Origin of the sequence: Saccharopolyspora sp. 6M (assembly GCF_020176775.1) — a bacterium.
GTDB lineage: Bacteria > Actinomycetota > Actinomycetes > Mycobacteriales > Pseudonocardiaceae > Saccharopolyspora_C > Saccharopolyspora_C gregorii.
In genome coordinates, this window is the sequence record NZ_JAIUJZ010000029.1 from 73713 (window position 1) to 91604 (window position 17892).

A 17892-nucleotide genomic window follows, 5' to 3' on the forward strand; every position below is an offset into this window, starting at 1 on the left:
CATGGCCGATCCGCCACGGATTTCCCATTTCCGATGCGGTTCCGGTGCGCACGGTGGTGTCACGCCCGGGAGTGCGGGAGGGCGATGACCCGCACCGCGTCCCCGGCGCGGAGGCCGCCCGGGGGGACGGCGGCGAAACCGTCGGCCAGCGCCAGGCCGCGCAGCATGGCGGGACCGCCGAAGGGCAGCGGTGCCGCGGCACCGGACCGCAGCTCCACCGGCACCAGGCTGGTGTTGCGCGGATGCCCGCGCAGATCGGCGGCGGCCGTGGCCTGCTGGAACTCGGTCTCGGCCCGCCCGCCGAGGGCGTCGAGCAGCGGCGCGGCCAGCGTGACGGTCCCGGCGACGGCGGCCAGCGGGTTCCCGGGCAGGCCGACGAGGTGCCGGACCCGGCCGTCGGCGGCGCGGGGGAGTTCGGCCAGCAGCATGGGGTGCCCGGGACGCACGGCCACGGAATCCACCAGCAGCCGGGCGCCGAGCTCGGCGAGCGTGGCGTGCAGGAAGTCGACGGGGCCGGCGGCGGTGCTGCCGGTGGTGATCACGACGTCCGCGGTCGAGTCGCGCAGCGCCTCGTGCAGCGGCTCGGCGGCGTCCGGGATGCGGCGCCGCCCGATCAGCTCGGCGCCGCAGCGCAGCCAGGGCGCGAGCATGGGGCTCAGCGCGTCCCGCACCCGGCCGCCGCGGGGCGCCCCGGAGTCGAGCAGTTCATCGCCGAGGACCAGCAGTTCCACTGTCGGCGCGCGGTGCACGACGAGCCGGTCGTACCCGGCGGCCGCGGCCAGCCCCAGCACCGCGGGCGTCACGGTGGTGCCCGCGGGCAGCAGCGGTTCGCCGACCTGGCATTCCTGCCCGCGCTTGCGGACGTCGCGCCCCGGCTCGGGCAGCGTCGCGGTCCGGTCGACGAGCAGGCCGGTGGCGCTCTCGACGCGGCCGTGCTCGCGGCGCAGCACCGCGGCCCGCCCGGGCGGCAGCTGCGCGCCGGTGGCGATGCCGACCGCGACCCCGTCGGCCAGCGGCTCGGGTTCGGTACCGGCGAGCGCCTGCCCGGCGCGCAGCCGCCACGGCCCGGGACCGGCCACGGCCCACCCGTCCATCGCGGAGCTGTCGAACGGCGGCAGGTCGGTCAACGCGGTCAGCGGTTCGGCGAGGGCGTGGCCCAGCGCGTCGTGGAGTTCGCGGTGCTGCCGCGGCAGCGGACGACCGGCGTCGCGCGCGAGGGCGCGGGCGCGGGCCCAGGGGACGTCGGTCGCGTCGTCGTGCTCCGGCATCGTCCTCGGCTGCTCCTGGTCGGTGGCGCGGGCGGCGCCGCGTGTCGGGGACCAGGGTTCGCCGGAACGCACCGCCGGTCCAAGCGGAGTTGCCGAACGGTCGATAGGCGGTCGTTATCGACGCAGGTGGCGCCGATCGGGTCCGGTCGCGGTGATCGTCTTCACCTGCCGGCGTGCCACCGGACGCGACCTGACGTCGTCCCGGACCGGCGCGGCGCCGCGCCGCGCCGCGGGAGGCGCCCGCGCGGTGCGGCCGATCGGCTGGAGAGGCCGCTCCGACCGGGCACTGGGCGTGGTCGAATGGGGCATGTTGTTCCGACAGCTCGAGTACTTCGTGGTGCTCGCCCGGGAGGGGCACTTCGCCCGCGCCGCCAACGCCTGCTACGTGTCCCAACCGGCGCTGTCCGAGGCGATCCGCAAGCTGGAGCACGAGCTGAAGGTGCCGCTGGTGCGGCGCGGGCACCAGTACGAGGGCCTCACCCCGGAAGGGGAGCGGCTGGTGCTGTGGGCGCGGCGCGTCCTGGCCGAGCACGACGCGTTGAAGCACGAGGCCGCGGCGTTGCAGACCGGCCTCACCGGCACGCTCCGGCTCGGCGTGATCCCGGCCGCGGCGAGCACCGTCGCGCTGATCACCGACCCGTTCTGCGCCGAGCACCCGCTGGCGCGGGTCCGGTTGGCGACGGACATGCGCTCGGCGGACATCCTGGAGCGGATCCGCCGGTTCGAGCTGGACGCCGGGATCATCCACCCGAAGGAGCAGGAACTGGCGGACCTGGCGGTCACCCCGCTCTACGAGGAACGGCACGTGCTGCTGGCCAGCGGTGAGCTGATCACCGGCCAGTCCGACTCGATCAGCTGGCCGGAGGCGCTGGAACTGCCGATGTGCCTGCTGGACGAGGGGATGCGCGGGCGCCAGCTCATCGACGAGGCGATCTCCGCGCGCGAGCTGGCGGTGGCGCCGCGCCTGGAGTCCGATTCACTGGTGACCTTGATCGCGCACGTCGGCACCGGCCGCTGGGCGACGATCGTCCCCGAGTCCTGGCTGCGCACCCTGCACCCGCCCGCCGGGTCCCGGGTGCTGCGGCTGGCCGACCCCGCGCCCACCGCGTCGATCGCGCTGGTCACCAGCGCGGTCGAACCGGGCTCGGTCCTCACCCGAGCCGTCCGCCGAACCGCCGAACGAGCGGCAACGGACAAGGCCTTCGGCCACCTGGGCACAACCTGACCGAAAGCCGGGCTCCTGTCAGCGGCGAAGCCGCTGAGCAGCGGCCACCTGATCAACCGGCACCGCAGCGGGTTCTCAGCGCTTTCCTCGCGAGGACAGCGTTTTCGCATGTGGCGGAGCCACCTGTGAAAACGATCCCGCAGCGAGGAAAGCGCTGAGGTTCCGCCACCCGTCCCCTACGCAACAGGGGAACGGCGATCACCCCGCGAAGCGGCGGACCGAGTTGATCTCTCCCATGTACTTGACCTCTTCGACGGTCACGGTCTGCCCCTCGGTCGGGGCGTGCACCATCTTGCCGTTGCCGAGGTAGATGCCGTCGTGGCTGCCGGAGCTGTAGAAGAAGATCACGTCCCCGGGCTTCATCTCGCTCTGCGAGACCTTCTCGCCCTCGGAGATCTGCGACTGGGTGGAGCTGGGCAGCGACACCCCGGCCTGCTTGAACGACCACTGCACGAGGCCGGAGCAGTCGAACTGGCTCGGGCCCTTCGCGCCGAAGACGTACGGGGAGCCCTGCTTGCTCAGCGCGGCGTTGACCGCCTTGATCGCGGCGCCGGAGCCGATCAGCGAGCCCACCTTGCTGCCGCCGCCGGACAGCGAGTCCTGCTCCTGCTCGGTGAGGCTCTCGTACTGCTGCTTCACCTTGGCGATCTGGGCGTCCATCTCGTCCTTCTTGCCCGCGATCTCGCCCTCCAGCCGCGCCGCGTCGGCTTCGGCCCGAGCGGCCCGCTCGTGCGCGGACCTGGCTTCCCGCTCGCCCCGCTCGGCCTGGGCGGTCGCCCCGGCGAGCTTGGTGACGGCGTCGTCGTTGTCCCGCGCGAGCACGTCCAGCGCGGAGGAGCGGTCCAGGAACTCGTTCGGCGATTCGCTGACCAGCAGCGCGGACAGCTTGCTCATCCGGGCGCCCTGGTAGGAGGCGTGCACGAACTGGTCGACCTGGCCGCGGAAGCGCTCTTCCTCGGCGCGCGCGTCGGCGGTCGTGCGCCCGGCCTGCTCCGCTTCGGCGTTCGCCCGGCCCAGCTCGTCCTGCCGCGCGGCGTGGTCGTCCTGCGCCTTCTTGTAGGCCTCGGTGAGCTCCTCGGCCTGGCGCCCCAGCTCCTTGAGCTGCTTCTGCGCGTCGGTCGCGCTGCCCGCCGGTTCCGCGGTCGCCGGGACCGAGGACAGGCCGACGGCGGTGGCGACGACCGTGGCCGCCAGCGCGGCGTTCCGCGAACGCTTCAACCGGGATGAACCCACGACACTCCTCCTGCTGCCACCGCCCGGTGGCCCCCGACCGTTCGAGGGCGCACCTGCGCGAGCCGTCCGAACCGGTCCGCGGAACGGCGAACGGCCGATCACCGCGAAACCGCGGCACAGGCTACGCACCGGGGGACGGGGTGATCTCGAACCGGGTGCGCCACGCAGCGCGAGCACCCGGTTCCACCCCGTGCACACCGCAGGTGAGCCCCGGACCGGGACGGGTGCGGCCCTCCCAGTCCGGGGTGCGGTCACCTGCCCGGCGGGCCGATGCCGACGTCCTCGCGCGGGGTGGGGCTGGTGGTGGTGATCTGCTGGGCGAGGGTGTCGCGGGCGGTGCGGGCCGCTTCGTCCCCGGCGCCTTCGGCCCGGGTGGTGACGCGGTCGAGCAGCGCGATCGCGGTGCCGTCGGCGATCAGGTCGCGGTGCAGGTCCGCGTAGGCCTGCTCGTAGGCGGCGCGGAAGTGCTCGTCGGCGAGGAAGCGCTCCTTGAGGGCGCCGCTGCCGCGAGGTCCGCCGCCGGAACCGCCCGGGCGTCCGCCGGGCTGCTCGCCGTCCGGACCACCGGGCATCCCGCCACCGGGCATCCCGCCACCGGGCATCCCGCCACCGGGCATCCCGCCACCGGGTTGACCGGGCACACCGCCTTGATCTCCTGCTCCGCCGCCGGGTTCCTCGCCCGGACCGCCTCCGCCCGGGCCCATCCCCATGCCGCTGAACGACAGGTTCAGGTCCCAGGACAGCACGGTGAAGCGGTCCTGCCCGGTGTCGTACCAGAGGTAGTAGTTGTTCCCGGGCCCGTCCATGGCGTCGCCGTTGGACATCAGGTTCTGCAGCGCGAGGTACCGCGCGAACGAGGCGGTGTCCACGTGCTCGTCCAGTTCCGCGGCGAACTCCTCGTCGTCGGCCTCGTCGACGAACGACAGCAGGTCCAGCACCGGCTGCAGGTCGTAGTCGCCCTCGCTGTTGATCTGCTTGAACGCCTCCTCGTAGTCGGTGGGGTCGTCGCCCAGGTACTCGAAGGACCCGCCGGCCCGCGCCTTGTAGAGCACGCCGTCGCCGTGCTGCTCGGCCCACGCCGCGTCGGGCGGGTCGAGCAGCAACCGCGGCACCGCCGCGCCGCCGTTGACGCTGACCGTGGTGAGCGTGTACGGCTGCGTCGTCTCCCCGGCGGCCGCGGTCAGCTCCAGGGCGAGGGCCTCGTTGAGGGCGGTCGCGGTGCCGCCCGCCTCCGGGCGCAGCGTGATCTCGCTGTGGCCTTGGTAGGCGCGTCCTTCGGCGAACTCCTCGAAGCTGATGAGCCACGGCAGCTTCTCGGGCTCGTCTTCGGACAGCGATGCCATGGACGGGCCGCCGCGGCGGTTCTGCTGCCGGTCCCCGGCGTCGGCGGGAGGCTCCGCGCCGTCGGCCGGAGCGTCGGCCTCGTCGGCGGGAGTCTCCGCACCATCGGCGGGAGGTTCCGCCCCGTCCACGGCCGTGCCGGTGTCGTCCGCGGGCGCATCGGCGGCGGGGTCTTGCCCGCCACCTCTCGGGACCGCCGCGTCCGGGCCGCCACCGGGCATGCCGCCGGGGCCCCTCCCGTCCTGCCCGCGCAGGCTCATCAGGGTCGAGTTGCCCTTGAGCCGCAGCCCCACGTCCTCCACCGCGGTTCCGTCGATGGTGATGTCGGCGCGGATGAACTGCTTCTCGCCCTCCTCGCGGAAGGTGCGCATCATGTCGGCGTACTCGGCCTGGTCGAACCGGACCTCGATGCGGTGGTCCCCGCCGTCGAACAGGTCGCCGGTCCCGGCGATGTCCTGGGTGATGCTCTCCTGCACGACCGGTTCCGCGACGAACAGGGGCCGGACCCTCGCGTCCCCGAAGACGAGCAGCAGCACGGCGACGACCGCGAGCAGGCCCGCCGGGACCTTCCAGTGGTGGCGCAGCCGCACCGGGACGCGGTGCCGCCACCGGCGCTTCGGCGCCTCGGGATCCTGTGGGCTGGTCATCTCACATGTCCGTCTGGTCGTACCCGGTCAGGACGGTCGCCTTCTGCCCGGAGGTGACCTCGCGCAGGGCCTCGATCACGGCGCCCGGCTTGACGTTCTTCTTCAACCGCGCGGTGTAGGCCATCTCCAGCAGCGCGCCGCCGCGCACCGTCTCGGTGCTGATCAGCTCGTACTCGTCGGTGAACCGGATGAGCACGTCGTCGATCGCCGGGCCGCGGTCGTCGCCGTCGGCCGGGACCTGCACCTTGACGACCTGGCGCTGCACGTCCAGCGCGAACCAGTTGAGCCGGTGCATGAGCAGGACCACCGCGCAGACCAGCACCGTGGCGATGATCGCGAGCGTGTAGAAGCGCGTCCCGCAGGCCATGCCGATGCCCATGACGAGGAAGATGAACCCGACGTCGCGGGTCTCCTTGATGGCGTTGCGGAACCGCACCACCGACAGGGCGCCGACCAGCGCGAACGCCCGGGCGATGTTGGACCCGACCACCAGCATGATCAACGAGATGATCATGCCGAGCACGATCAGCGTGTGCACGTAGCTCTGGCTGTAGGAGATGTTGCGGTGGGTGGACCGGTAGGTCCAGGCGACCACGAGGCTGCACGCGAACGACAGCAGCAGCGCGATGGCCACGTCCAGGACGCTGAACGTGCCGGACAGGTCGGTGAATCCGAAGTCGAGGTTCATGGGAGGAGCTCGCGTTCTCTCTGCGGGACGTCCGGCCGCGACTCGGCGACGACGTCCTCTTCGGGAAGGTGGAAGATCGAGCGCGGGGCCAGGCCGTGCGCCTCCACGGACTGGCAGTACTTGGAGATCCGCTGGATCTGCAGGCCGTGGCGGGCGGCGAGGTCGGTGATCCAGTACGGCGCGCGCTCGTTGGCCTTGACCTCCAGCACCGCGTAGTGCGGGCTGAGGATGTAGCGGTTCTCGGTCTCCGCGTTCAGGTCGAAGTCGCGGTCGCGGCCGCGGATCCGGTGGTCCATCGTCACGCGCAGCCCGAGGTCGGCGTCGACGCCCACGTAGGCCTCGCGCCGGTACCCGGTCATCGCGACCGGGCGCAGGTCCAGCCGGACGATCAGGTCGAGGACCTCGTCGACGAAGACCTGGTCGGCGCCCGGGTGCTCGATGCGTTCCCGCTGGTCGCACAGCCGGCGGGCCACGTCGTACGGCAGCAGCACCCGGCGCTTCTGCGTCACCCGGTTCACCCGTTGCTTGATCTCCACCGAGACGGGCGCGTGCTCGGCGGGCTCACCGTAGCGGCGGATCCGGAGCTTCCGGCGGAACTTCAGGCCCTCGATCTTCTCGTAGTAGAAGCGCAGCCGCCGGGTGTCGTAGTACAGGCTCCACACGTCGTAGCCGCCCGGACCGGAGTGGTGGTCCACCTCCATGCGGGCGGCGAGCTCGGCCCGGACTTCGGCGATCTGCGTCGCCGGGACCAGGTATTTGAGCTCGTAGCGGTTGAACGCGTGCAGCTTGCCCGGAGCGCGGAACCGGCTCCCCACCTCGCGGGTGTCGGGAACGGGTGCCACGTGGGCTTCGTCGGGGTCGGTGCGAGAACGGTGCCTCGACGGAGGCGACCCACCTCGCCTGCGGAAGAACATGATCGGGAACGTAGCCGAACATCCCGTGAACTCCTGGGAAACTTCCTGTGAGAACGCTGGGAACTCGCCCGCGGCCCGGACGGCGGGGGCCGGATCCGGTCGCCGGTCCGACGTCCGTCCACATCGGACTTGAGTGCTCCTCCGGTGCCCGGTCCGCGCGGGTGTCCGGGGTGGGCGCGGGCGGGTTCGGCGCGCCGGAGGTCGGCTCGGTGGCCAAGGTCGTCCGCGACGTGTAACCTCTGTGGTGGTCGTTGTTTCTGGGTTCGTGTTCGCGCACGCTCGCAGGATTGTGGATGCGGGCGAGCTGCTGTCTTTGGTTAGCTGGAGTGAAGCCGCCGTCTGAGATCACCCGGCCCGGGCCTCCACGCACGTGTGGTCCGTGATACTTCCCAGCTTTCGAATGGAGATGCACATGGCTCAGGGAACCGTGAAGTGGTTCAACGCGGAAAAGGGCTTCGGCTTCATCGCCCCCGACGCGGGCGGTCCGGACGTGTTCGTGCACTACTCGGCCATCGACGGCGCGGGCTTCCGCAGCCTCGAGGAGAACCAGGCCGTCTCGTACGACGTCACCCAGGGTCCCAAGGGCCCGCAGGCCGAGCTCGTCCGCGCGGTCTGATTTCGCGCTGAGCCGCTCTCCGGCTCGTGCGATCCGCGCGAGCCGGAGACCGCGGTACCTTCCCGTCCCGCACCTGCCCGCCGCCCCGCGGCCGAGGCGTGCCGGACGGACCGGGAGCAGCGACGACCCCACCACGGCGAGGACGCCGCCCACTCAGGGCGCGACCCTCCTCCCGTCGCTCGTCGCGCACCGGTGTTCCACCTGCCGGTCGAGTCGAATCCCGCTCAGCGCGGTGCGTTCCCGGCCCACGTTCCTCCCTGCGGCCCGCAGCTGCGACGCCTCGCGTCCGCGCCGTGCCGCGCCCATCCGACTACTCGTGCTGGAGATCCCATGCGGGCCATCACACCCCACTTGATCACGAACAAACCCGTCCCGTTCACCGTGCGCGGTGACCTCGCCGGAGCCGAGGTGGCGACGCTGGCCGAGCGGCTCTGGCCCCACCTGCTGACCGCGCCACCGCAGACCGTCGTGGACCTCGCGGCGGCCGGGGAGATCGACCCGGCGGGGGTGGACCTCCTCGCCGCCGCCGACGCCTACGCGGTCCACAGAGGACTGCGGCTGCGCATCACCGGTGCGGCACCTGCCGTGCGGACCGCGTTGCGCGCCGCCGGGGTGGAGGCTTTCCCGGCCGGTGGCGAGGTGGTGCCGAGGCGAACGTCCGGGCGCCGTCCCGCCGAGGTCCCGGCCTGATGCGCCGGATCCGGTACGTCGCGCTGACCTTGGCCGAGGACGCCTGGCAGATCACCGATGCCGAGGGCCAGCACACCGCACGGGTCATCGGCACCGAAGCCGAGGCCGTGGCCAGCGCCCACCGCCAGCTCGCCGTCGTCGGCGGCGGCCGGGTGCTCGTCACGGGCTGACCCGGAACTCCGCCGCACGGCGGACATCCCACTTCGAAAGGATCGACCGATGAACCTCTCCGCAACCGATCACCCGACCCGCACGGCCCCGGCCCCTCGCGTGGTCGCCCCGCGCGCGCCGGTCGCCCCGGTCGCGTTCCTCGCGCCGGGCCCGGAAGCCGAGGTCCCGGAAACCCAGCGCCGGAGCGCGGAGCGGGACGGCGAGCTCCTGCGCGCCCCGTTCACCCCCGGCGCGGCGGACGACCGCTGAGCGGTCCCGCCGGCCCGCGACGGCCTTGGCGAGTTCCTCTGCGCGCCGCCCGGTGCCGAACACCGTGCGCGCCTCCCTCGGCGAGGTGTTGCGCGGCGCGCTTCCCGGCCGCTTCGGTGTGGTAAGCCTTGCTCCATCATGGGAGATCGCGCGGAGCACGTGCAGGGCGCGGTGCGCCGGTTCAGGACGTCGGACGGCCGCACCTTGCACGGACGAGAGCTGGAAGGGCCACCCGGTGCGCCGACCGTGGTCTTCGAGGCGGGGGCGGCAGGGACCGGTAGCACGTGGGCGCTGGTGCAACCGGCCGTCGCCGAGTTCGCCCGGGCCGTCGTCTACGACCGCAGCGGGCTGGGCGCCAGCGAACCCGATCCGGTCTCCCGCACGCTGCGGCGGATGGCTGACGACCTCGGCTCGGTGCTCGACGCGCTCGGGCCCGGGCCGTTCGTGCTCGTCGGGCACAGCGCGGGCGGACCGCTCATCCGCCTCGCCGCCGCCGACCGGCCGGAGCGGGTCGCGGGGCTCGTCCTCGTGGACCCGAGCGACGAGGCGTCGCGGACGCTGTTCACGCCCGCGTTCCGCACCGCCGAGAAGTGGGTGGTCCGGATCAACCTGATGCTGGCCCGTGCTCGCCTGCTCGGACCGCTGTGCCGGCCGATGGTGCGGCCGCTGCCCGCGGACGCGCGCCGCGATCTGACGCGCGAGGGGTTCACCCCGCGGCTGGTTCGCACCCAGGCCGAGCAGTCGCGCACCTTCCTCGACGAGCTGCTCGCCTTCCGCGCCGCACCGCCGGACCTCGGCGACCTCCCGGTCGTGGTGATCTCCGGGGGCCGCACCGGCGGCGGCATGAACGCGACGGTGCGGGCCGACGCGAACGCGAGCCACGCGCACCGGGCCGCGCAGTCCCCGGCGGGCAGGCACGTGGTGGCGGAGCTCTCCGGTCACCAGGTGCCGATCGCGGAACCGGACGTGGTGGTCCGCGAGATCCGGCGCCTCCTCGGCTGAGCGCCGCGCTGCTCCCGGGCCGCGGCGCCGCGGCGGGTGCTGACCTCGACGCCGACCCGCAGGCCGGTGATCCGGCGCGCGTCGTCCCGGTGCTCCGGCCACGTGCTCCGGGGAACCGCGGATCGAGCTCGGATGCCACCGCACGTCCGCTCGTGGCCGGTGCGGTCCCCGCACGCCGGTGGTGGCGCACCGGATCGCGGCGCTCCACCACCGGGTGCGGTCGACGCCGGATCGCCGGGGAGGCGGCGGAACCGGCGCCGGGCGTGATCAGCCCGGGCCGGGCCGTTCCGCCCCTCCCGGAACCGGCGCGGACGCCCCGGTCGGGGCCGGTGCCCGTTCCGGGTGCCAGAAGTCCGCACCCTTGATGTTCAGCGCCACCGGGTCGAAGACCGGGTCGACGCCGAGCTTGCGCTGCCGGTCGTAGTCGCGGCAGATCTTGTGCACGACCGGGTACAGCAGCACCAGGCACGCCAGGTTGACCCACGCGATCAGCCCGAGCCCGATGTCGCCCGCGGCCCACACCAGGTCCGCGTCGAGCACCGAACCGGCGAACACCACCGCGACCGTGCCCAGCCGCAGCACCATCGTCCACCCCGGACCCTTCCGCCCGTCCAGCAGGAAGAGCAGGTTCGAGTTCGCGACGTAGAAGTACAGCAGCAGGCAGGTGAATCCGAACAACAGCACCGCCACGGCGACGAATCCAGCGCCCCACCCGGGAACGAGCGTGTCGATGGCCGCCTGCACCCAGTTCGGCCCGGCGTCGAGGCCCGGCACGTTCTCGATGAAGAACCCGCCGGAGTGGTCCGAGACGTTGTACTTCCCGGACACCACCATCATCAGCCCGGTCGCCATGCAGATCAGCAGCACGTCGATGTAGATGCTGAAGCTCTGCACCAGACCCTGCTTGCCGGGGTGCGAGGTGCGCGCCGCGGCGGCCGCGAAGGTCGCCTCGCCGAGCCCGTTCGCCGAGGCGAACACGGCCCGCCGCACGCCCCACGCCACGGCCGCACCGGTGATCCCGGCCAGCATCGGTTCCTGCCCGAACGCGGAACGCACGATGAGCGACACCGCCGCGGGCACGTTCTCGATGTTCGTGCCGATCACCGCGAGGGCCAGCACCAGGTAGCCGACCGCCAGCACCGGCACGAGCAGCTGCGTCACCTTCACGATGCGGGTGGTGCCGCCGAAGATGATCGCCGCGATCAGCGCGGTGATGATCAGCGCCGGGATCCACGACGGCAGCCCGAACGCGAGCTTCGCGCTGGAGGCGATGGTGCTCACCTGGAACCCGGGGAAGACGAACCCGTACCCGACGAGGCCGAGGACCGCGACGAGCCCGCCGAGGAACGGGATCCGCAGGCCGTGCTTGATGTAGTACGGCATGCCTCCGATGTCCTCGTTCGCCTTCTGCCGGTCCTCGTCCTGCACCTGGCGCTTGAACACCTGGGACAGGGCCGCTTCGGCGTAGCCGACGGTGCAGCCGACGAGCCCGGTGAGGCCCATCCACAGCAGCGCGCCCGGGCCACCGCCGCCGATCGCGGTCGCGACCCCGGCGATGCTGCCCACGCCGACGCGGCTGCCGAGTGCGAGCACCAGCGCCTGGAACGAGGACAGCCCGCCGGACTCGCCCGGCGTGTCCCGCAGCTGCCGGAGCATGTCCGGGACGCGGCGGAACTGCACCGCCTTGGTCGCGATCGTGAACAGCACGCCCAGTGCGATGGCGAAGTAGGCCATCGGCGTCCAGATGGCGTCGGCTACCGCCGAGAGGCGTTCCGCGAGGGAGGACAGGTCCATATCACCGCGCCTCCTCCCGGATCGCGGCCAGCGCTTCCTCCACGCGGGCCGTGCTCACCTCGTCGAGCGGCGAGGTGGGGCGCCGCGGCGAGCCGACGTCGAGCCCGCGCAGCGCGACCCCGGCCTTCACCGCGGGGATGAACGGCGCGGAGATGAGCGAGTCGATGACCGGGTACAGCGCCTTCCACCGCGCGAGCGCACCGGACAGGTCGCCCTCGGCGATGCTCCGGCTGACCGCCACGATCTCCTCCGGGACGACGTTGGCCGCACCGGCCATGACGCCCGCGGCGCCTTCGACGAGCGCGCTGTAGATGTAGACGTCCCAGCCGATGAAGGTGCCGATGACGTCGCGGTGGTGGTGGATCAGCTGCAGCGCCTGCTCCCAGTTGGCGCTGGAGTCCTTGATGTACCGGATGTTGCCGGTGCTCTCGGCGAGCCCGCGCACGGTCTCCGGGTCGAGGTTGACACCGGTCGCGGCGGGGATGTTGTAGAGCATGATCGGCAGTTCGACCGAGGCTGCGACGTCTTCGAGGTACGCGACGGTCTCGTCGAGCGTGATCGGCTCGTAGAACGGGGTGACGAGCATGAGCACGTCGGCGCCGCTGCGCTCGGCGGCGCGGGAGAGCCGGATGGCTTCGGCGGTGCTGGTGGCGCCGGTCTGCGCCACGACCGGGACCCGGCCCGCGGTGTGCTCGACGACGGTGTCGACGAGGCGGAGCCGCTCGTCCGGGCTCAGCGCGCCGACCTCGGCGGTGGAGCCGGCGGCGACGACACCGTCCACACCGGACTCGACGGAGCGGTCGACGACCTTCTTCAGCACGGGCAGGTCGATCGCCTCGTCCTGGTCGAACGGTGTGACCAGAGCGGTGAGGACGCCGTTGAGGTTGTTCGTCACGGGTGTTTCTCCTTCTCTGCTGCGACGGTGTGGCGGGTCAGACGACAGCGGGCGCGGGTGCGGCCCGGTGGGGTCGCCGTTCGGTGGCGAGGAGGCTCGCTGCCTCCTGCGCGGCCGAGAAACCGGAGGTGATGGCGCTCTCGGTGTAGAGCGTTCCGAGGTAGTCGCCGGCGAGGAACACGCGGTCGGCGCCGCGGGTGAGCGTGGACTGGAGCTTGGCGCGGCCGGGGAACGAGTACGGGGAGGCGACCGCCCAGCGCTCCGCTTCCGCTTCGACGACGGTGTCCGCGAAGCCGTGCCCGAGGATCTGGTCGAGGTCGGCCAGGTGGGTGCCCACCACCTCGTCGTCGGACTTGTCCAGCAGTGCCCGGCCGAGCGAGGCGGGGGAGAAGGTCATGAAACTGCCGCCGGGCTGCCGCGCGGATTCGGTGCCGCGCACCAGGTTCGCCTGGTTCAGCGCGATCGCGAACGAGCGCTTCGGGGCGGCGATCGCGTAGATGTCGTCCCAGGGGCGCGCGGAGGTCTCGTCGGTGAGGAAGGCGGAGCTGACGTGCGGCCCGTACTCGATGCGGCCCAGCGCGTCGCGGAGTTCGGCGGGCAGGTCCACCCCGATGCGGTGCGAGACGTCGGCGGTGGTGGCGAGCACGACGGTCCGGGCCTCGACCTCGTGGTCCACGCCGTCCTGGCGGTAGCGCACCACCACGGAGCCGGGTTTGCGCACGATCTCCTGGACGGCGGCGCCGAGCCGGACGCGGTCGCCGAGCGCGGCCGAGATCGTTTCGGTGAGGGTGGAAGGGCCGCCGACGATGCCGCGGCTGAGGCCCTGCCCGAAGCCGAGCACCAGGCTGAAGTAGCCGATGCCCGCCCCGGCCGAGATCTGGTCCATGTCCCCGGCCGAGCGGGTGACGGTCGTCCGGAACAGCGCCGCCGCGTCCTCGGGCAGGTTCCCGACGAAGTCCTGGAACGAGCGGTCGTTGGCGAAGTCGTAGATGCGCTGCTGCCGCGCGGCACCGGATTCGCCGGGGCGCTTGCGCACCACGCCGGTGTAGCGGGCGACTTCGGCGACGACCTTGAGCCCGGCGCGCACGGTGCCGATCCGCGCCGCGGTGGGCATCGGGATCCGGAACGGGTAGGTCGCGATGTGGCCCTTCTTGAGGAACTTCCCGTTCATCGCCAGCGCCTGCAGCGAGCCGGGGACGGCCATCGCGGCGACGCCGATCTCGTTGAGCAGCGCGTCGGTGGAGGAGTCGGCGCCGGCGAAGACGTGCCCGCCCCAGTTCAACCAGTAGCGCCCGCGGCGTTCCGAGCGGATCCGGCCGCCCACGCGCTCGTCGGCTTCGAGGAGCAGCGCGTCCCAGTGCCGGAGCCGCCAGGCCGCCGACAGGCCGGCAAGGCCGGCTCCGATGACGATCGCGTCCTTCATCTGTCACTCCATTCGTGGTCCGCGAGGTGGGTGCCGTCGAGCGGCGGTCGTGCGGGCGCTTCCCGCGGTGCGGGGCGGTGCGCACCGGGCATGGCCACGGGTCGTCCACGACGCCTCCCTCCGTTGGGATGAACTCGTCCGGGCTGGGCCGGGCGGTCAGGGTGGGGCGCGCGCCCCGCTGCGATCAGGCCGGAGCGGTGATGGGCGCCACTGACCCGAGAATGTAATCTGTGATCACAAATCAAATCAACCCTTTCGGGGGTATGAACTCAACCGGCCCCGGAGTGGACGCGGCGGCGGGGCGCAGCCGCAGGTACGGGTTGCGGCGACCCGCGATCGACGCAACTAACCTGTGATCCGTGGCCACCTCCCGACGCATCGAGCCGACCCTGCTGACCGACCAGGTCTACGAGTTCCTGCACGACGCGATCTTGAACGGCGAGTTCGCCGCGGGCGCGCGGCTGCGGATCCGGGACGTCGCCGCGGAGGTCGGCACCAGCGTCATGCCGGTCCGGGAGGCGATCCGGCGGCTGGAGGAGGCCGGGCTGGTCGAGCGCGAACCGCACAAGGGCGCCGTCGTCCGCGGGCTCTCGCTCGAAGAGCTCATCCACGTGTACGAGGCGCGGCGGGTGCTGGAGGTGGCCGCCGCGCGCGCCGGAGCCGAGCGCATCGACGCGGCCGGGCTCGCCACGATGCGCGCCGAGTACGAGCGGATGCTCGTCAGCCTCCGCGAACGGCGCGTCGTCGAGAGCCTCGACCACGATGAGGCCGTCCTGGAGACGCTGTACGCGGCCTCCGGGAACCCGGTGCTGGTGCAGCTGATCCGCAACCTGTGGCGGCAGTGCCGCCCGTACAAGATCGTCGGTGCGCAGGGTACGGTCGAGACGGCAGCGGACGATTCGCTGTGGCTGTACCAGGAACGGCTCATCGCTGCCGCGGAGCGGCACGACGCCGAGGCCGCCGCCACGGCTTCGGACGAGTCGCTGCGGGACGCGACCGGTCGGATCGAGGCGCTGCTGGCCGCGCAGCGCTCCGGCTGACGGCCACCGCGTCCCGCGGGAGCTCGGCCCGGCGCGGCCGCGCCCGGCGACCCCGGAAGCCGTCGGCGGCCAGGAGCGCCAGCGCCACCGCCAGCAGCCCGTAGACGCCGATCGACGCCGCGTCCAGCCGTTCGCCCAGCAGCAGCGCGGCGGCGAACAGCAGCACCGGCTCGACGTAGCTCAGCAGGCCGAACAGCGGCATCGGCAGCAGGCCGGACGCGGCCAGGTAGGCGCTCATCGCGACCGCTCCGGCGAGGCCGGCGGCGAGCACCGCGGCCTGCCCGCCCGGCGTGCTCGCCCCGGGGACGGCGAACACGAGGGCGATCGCGAACGGCGCGCCGAGCAGCACCTCGCCGCCGAACGCGGCCGGACCGTCCAGGCCCGCGCGCTTGCGGGCGGTGAAGTACACCGCGTACCCGACCGCGACCACGAACGTCACCCAGGACAGCGCCAGCGTGGTGCCGATCCGGATCGCCACCGCGGCGGCGGCGATCCCCACCGCGATCCACTGCACCTGGCTCACAGCGGCTCCGAAGACCAGCCGGCCGACGATCACCAGCACGATCGGCAGCAGCAGGAAGCCGAGCGAGGCGTCGAGCGCGTGCTCGTGCACCGGCGCCCACGCGAACAGCCACAGCTGGAGCCCGATGAGGGCGGAGAGCGCCACGAACGCGAGCGGGCGCCACCACCGGGCGCGGAGCGCGGTCCGGAACGCCGCCGCGTGCGCCCGGCCGCGGCGGGTGCCGAGCAGCGCGAGGTAGAACGCGGCGGTCAGGATGACGCGCCAGCCGAACACCGCCTCGGCCGATGCGTCGACCAGCCCCGAGGTGAGGAAGATTCCGCCGAAGAGGGCTGATGCGGCCAACGATGCGGCGGTGCCCTTGGCGCGCTCGGATCCGTCGCGTTCCACGCTGCCTCCTTGCGCGAAGCCGTTCCCGGAAGGGAGTATGTGATCTGTGATCACATCCTAGGTTATCGACGGATCACGCCGAGACGAAAGGATTTCCCATGTCCCGGACCAGCACCCACGACAACGACGCCGCCGTGGTGCGCCGCGCGGGCGAGGACACCCCCGCCCGCGACTCGTTCCCGCCCCTCGGGCACTTCATCGACGGCGCCTTCCACACCACCGCCGCCGAGACGATCGCCCTGATCGATCCGTCCACCGGCGGGACCGTCGCCGAAGTGCCCAGCGGCACCCGCGCCGACGTGGACCGGGCGGCCGCCGCCGCACGCGCCGCTTTCGCCGACTGGGGCCGGACCACCCCGCGCGAACGCGCCGACCTCCTGCTGGAGATCGCGAGCCGCGTCGAGGCGCGCGCGGACGAGTTCGCCCGGCTGGAATCCCTCGACACCGGCAAACCCCGCACCGTCGCCGCCGACGACGTCCAGGGCACCGTCGACGTCTTCCGGTTCGCCGCGGGCGCGGGCCGCGCCTTCACCGAGGCCGGGGCCGCCGAGTACGTGCGCGACCACACCTCGATCCTGCTGCGCGAACCGGTCGGCGTCGTCGGCGTGATCGGGCCGTGGAACTACCCGCTGCTGATGGCCGCGTGGAAGATCGCGCCGATCCTCGCCGTCGGCGACACCGTGATCGTCAAGCCCGCCGAGCAGACGCCGCTGACGCTGCTGCTGCTCGCCGACGTGGTGCGCGACCTGCTGCCCGCCGGGGTGTTCAACGTCGTACTGGGGATCGGTCCCGTGGTCGGCGCGGCGCTGGCCGAGCACCCGCAGATCGACCTCGTCGCCGTCACCGGCAGCGTCGGCAGCGGCCGGGCCGGCGCGGCGGCCGCGGCCGACTCCGTCAAGCGGGTGCACCTGGAACTCGGCGGCAAGGCGCCCGTGGTGATCTTCGAGGACGCCGATCTCGAAGCCGCCGCCGAAGCGCTGCGCACCGCCGGGTACTGGAACTCCGGGCAGGAATGCGGCGCGGGCACCCGCGTGCTCGTGCACGAGAGCGTCGCGGACCGGTTCGTCGAGCTGCTCGCCGAGCAGGTGGGCGCCATCGCAGTCGGCGAACCCGGCGCCGGGGACGACATCGAGGTCGGTCCGCTGATCTCGCAGGCCCAGCTGGACCGCGTGCGGGGGTTCGTCGAGCGCGCCGAGGGCGAAGGCGCCCGCGCCGTCGTGGGCGGCCGCGCGCTGCCCGGCCCCGGTTTCTTCCTGGCACCGACCGTCCTCGTCGACGTCGAGCAGGGGACCGAGGCCTCGCGGGAGGAGATCTTCGGGCCGGTGATCACGGTCGAGACCTTCCAGGACGAGGAGGAGGCCGTGACCAGGGCGAACGATGTCGTGTACGGGCTGGCGGCCTCGGTGTGGACGACGAACGCCGCGCGTTCCCTCGACGTTCCGCGCCGCCTGGACTTCGGCACGGTGTGGGTCAACAGCCACCTCGTGCTCGCCAGCGAGGTCCCGTGGGGCGGGTTCAAGGGATCCGGCTACGGGCGGGACCTGTCGGTGTACGCGCTCCAAGACTTCTCGCGGACCAAACACATCCAGCTCAACCACGCTCGATGAGCGAACGGCGGCCACCCGGCGAGGAACCGCGCGGTGGCCCGTCCACCGCATCTCCGCCGGGTGGCGCGGGCCCCCCGCGCGGGGGGGGGGGGGGGGGTGCGCGGGGGGGGGGGGGGGGCCCCCCGGGCGCCCCCCCCCACGCAGCCGGAATCGAGCGCGACGCCCGGCGGAACAGGAGG

The 17892-nt window shown here is 72.8% G+C and carries 17 protein-coding genes; 8 read left to right on the plus strand and 9 right to left on the minus strand.

The features are described from left to right. Positions 1 to 59 precede the first annotated feature (59 nt). Positions 60 to 1268 carry a molybdopterin molybdotransferase MoeA gene (locus LCD31_RS05340; protein WP_224956339.1) on the minus strand — a complete coding sequence of 403 codons (1209 nt, stop codon included), beginning with the start codon at positions 1266 to 1268 and terminating at the stop codon, positions 60 to 62. Positions 1269 to 1575: 307 nt separating this feature from the next. Between LCD31_RS05340 and LCD31_RS05345 the strand changes: the two genes are divergently transcribed. Further along, positions 1576 to 2493 carry a LysR family transcriptional regulator gene (locus tag LCD31_RS05345; protein WP_224956340.1) on the plus strand — a complete coding sequence of 306 codons (918 nt, stop codon included), beginning with the start codon at positions 1576 to 1578 and terminating at the stop codon, positions 2491 to 2493. Positions 2494 to 2691: 198 nt separating this feature from the next. On the opposite strand, the gene LCD31_RS05350 is transcribed toward LCD31_RS05345, so the two are convergent. The 4 genes from LCD31_RS05350 to LCD31_RS05365 form a co-directional block, all read right to left on the minus strand. Further along, a complete protein-coding gene (locus LCD31_RS05350; protein WP_224956341.1) occupies positions 2692 to 3726 on the minus strand; it encodes a C40 family peptidase in 1035 nt (344 codons plus the stop codon). A gap of 251 nt (positions 3727 to 3977) precedes the next feature. After that, positions 3978 to 5714: a CotH kinase family protein gene (locus tag LCD31_RS05355; protein WP_224956342.1), complete on the minus strand. Its 1737-nt coding sequence runs from the start codon at positions 5712 to 5714 to the stop codon at positions 3978 to 3980. A gap of 1 nt (position 5715) precedes the next feature. After that, positions 5716 to 6402: a DUF4956 domain-containing protein gene (locus tag LCD31_RS05360; protein ID WP_224956343.1), complete on the minus strand. Its 687-nt coding sequence runs from the start codon at positions 6400 to 6402 to the stop codon at positions 5716 to 5718. Continuing rightward, positions 6399 to 7244: a polyphosphate polymerase domain-containing protein gene (locus tag LCD31_RS05365; RefSeq protein ID WP_224956344.1), complete on the minus strand. Its 846-nt coding sequence runs from the start codon at positions 7242 to 7244 to the stop codon at positions 6399 to 6401. Before LCD31_RS05365 ends, LCD31_RS05360 begins: the two co-directional genes overlap by 4 nt. 484 nt (positions 7245 to 7728) lie before the next feature. Here LCD31_RS05365 and LCD31_RS05370 point away from each other — a divergent pair, with 484 nt between their 5' ends. The 5 genes from LCD31_RS05370 (at position 7729) to LCD31_RS05390 (ending at position 10044) form a co-directional block, all read left to right on the plus strand. Beyond that, on the plus strand, positions 7729 to 7932 hold the full coding sequence (locus tag LCD31_RS05370; RefSeq protein ID WP_224956345.1) for a cold-shock protein: 204 nt from the start codon (positions 7729 to 7731) through the stop codon (positions 7930 to 7932). Positions 7933 to 8262: 330 nt separating this feature from the next. Next, complete coding sequence (locus tag LCD31_RS05375) at positions 8263 to 8622, plus strand: STAS domain-containing protein (protein WP_224956346.1); 360 nt, start codon at positions 8263 to 8265, stop codon at positions 8620 to 8622. Continuing rightward, positions 8622 to 8792: a hypothetical protein gene (locus tag LCD31_RS05380; RefSeq protein ID WP_224956348.1), complete on the plus strand. Its 171-nt coding sequence runs from the start codon at positions 8622 to 8624 to the stop codon at positions 8790 to 8792. The genes LCD31_RS05375 and LCD31_RS05380 overlap by 1 nt, the downstream gene beginning before the upstream one ends. Before the next feature lie 49 nt (positions 8793 to 8841). Beyond that, the gene (locus LCD31_RS05385) at positions 8842 to 9042 is read left to right on the plus strand and encodes a hypothetical protein (protein WP_224956350.1); all 201 of its coding nucleotides are present in this window, start codon (positions 8842 to 8844) and stop codon (positions 9040 to 9042) included. Positions 9043 to 9180: 138 nt separating this feature from the next. Further along, positions 9181 to 10044, plus strand: a complete 864-nt coding sequence (locus LCD31_RS05390; RefSeq protein ID WP_224956351.1) for an alpha/beta fold hydrolase — start codon at positions 9181 to 9183, stop codon at positions 10042 to 10044. Positions 10045 to 10311: 267 nt separating this feature from the next. Here the strand turns inward: LCD31_RS05390 and LCD31_RS05395 are convergent, their stop codons facing one another. The 3 genes from LCD31_RS05395 to LCD31_RS05405 are packed head-to-tail and all read right to left on the minus strand — an operon-like array spanning position 10312 to position 14156. Then, entirely contained in the window at positions 10312 to 11838 is a 1527-nt protein-coding gene (locus tag LCD31_RS05395) for a sodium:alanine symporter family protein (RefSeq protein WP_224956352.1), read from the minus strand. Position 11839: 1 nt separating this feature from the next. After that, on the minus strand, positions 11840 to 12733 hold the full coding sequence (gene dapA / locus LCD31_RS05400) for a 4-hydroxy-tetrahydrodipicolinate synthase (protein WP_224956353.1): 894 nt from the start codon (positions 12731 to 12733) through the stop codon (positions 11840 to 11842). 37 nt (positions 12734 to 12770) lie between these two features. Next, on the minus strand, positions 12771 to 14156 hold the full coding sequence (locus LCD31_RS05405) for an NAD(P)/FAD-dependent oxidoreductase (protein WP_224956354.1): 1386 nt from the start codon (positions 14154 to 14156) through the stop codon (positions 12771 to 12773). A 359-nt stretch (positions 14157 to 14515) separates the two neighbouring features. Between LCD31_RS05405 and LCD31_RS05410 the strand changes: the two genes are divergently transcribed. Beyond that, positions 14516 to 15196, plus strand: a complete 681-nt coding sequence (locus LCD31_RS05410; RefSeq protein WP_224956355.1) for a GntR family transcriptional regulator — start codon at positions 14516 to 14518, stop codon at positions 15194 to 15196. Here the strand turns inward: LCD31_RS05410 and rarD are convergent. After that, positions 15081 to 16106 carry an EamA family transporter RarD gene (gene rarD, locus LCD31_RS05415; protein ID WP_224956356.1) on the minus strand — a complete coding sequence of 342 codons (1026 nt, stop codon included), beginning with the start codon at positions 16104 to 16106 and terminating at the stop codon, positions 15081 to 15083. The genes LCD31_RS05410 and rarD overlap by 116 nt on opposite strands. A 98-nt stretch (positions 16107 to 16204) precedes the next feature. On the opposite strand from rarD, the gene LCD31_RS05420 reads away from it, so the two are divergent. Further along, a complete protein-coding gene (locus LCD31_RS05420; protein ID WP_224956357.1) occupies positions 16205 to 17713 on the plus strand; it encodes an aldehyde dehydrogenase family protein in 1509 nt (502 codons plus the stop codon). Positions 17714 to 17892 lie beyond the last annotated feature (179 nt).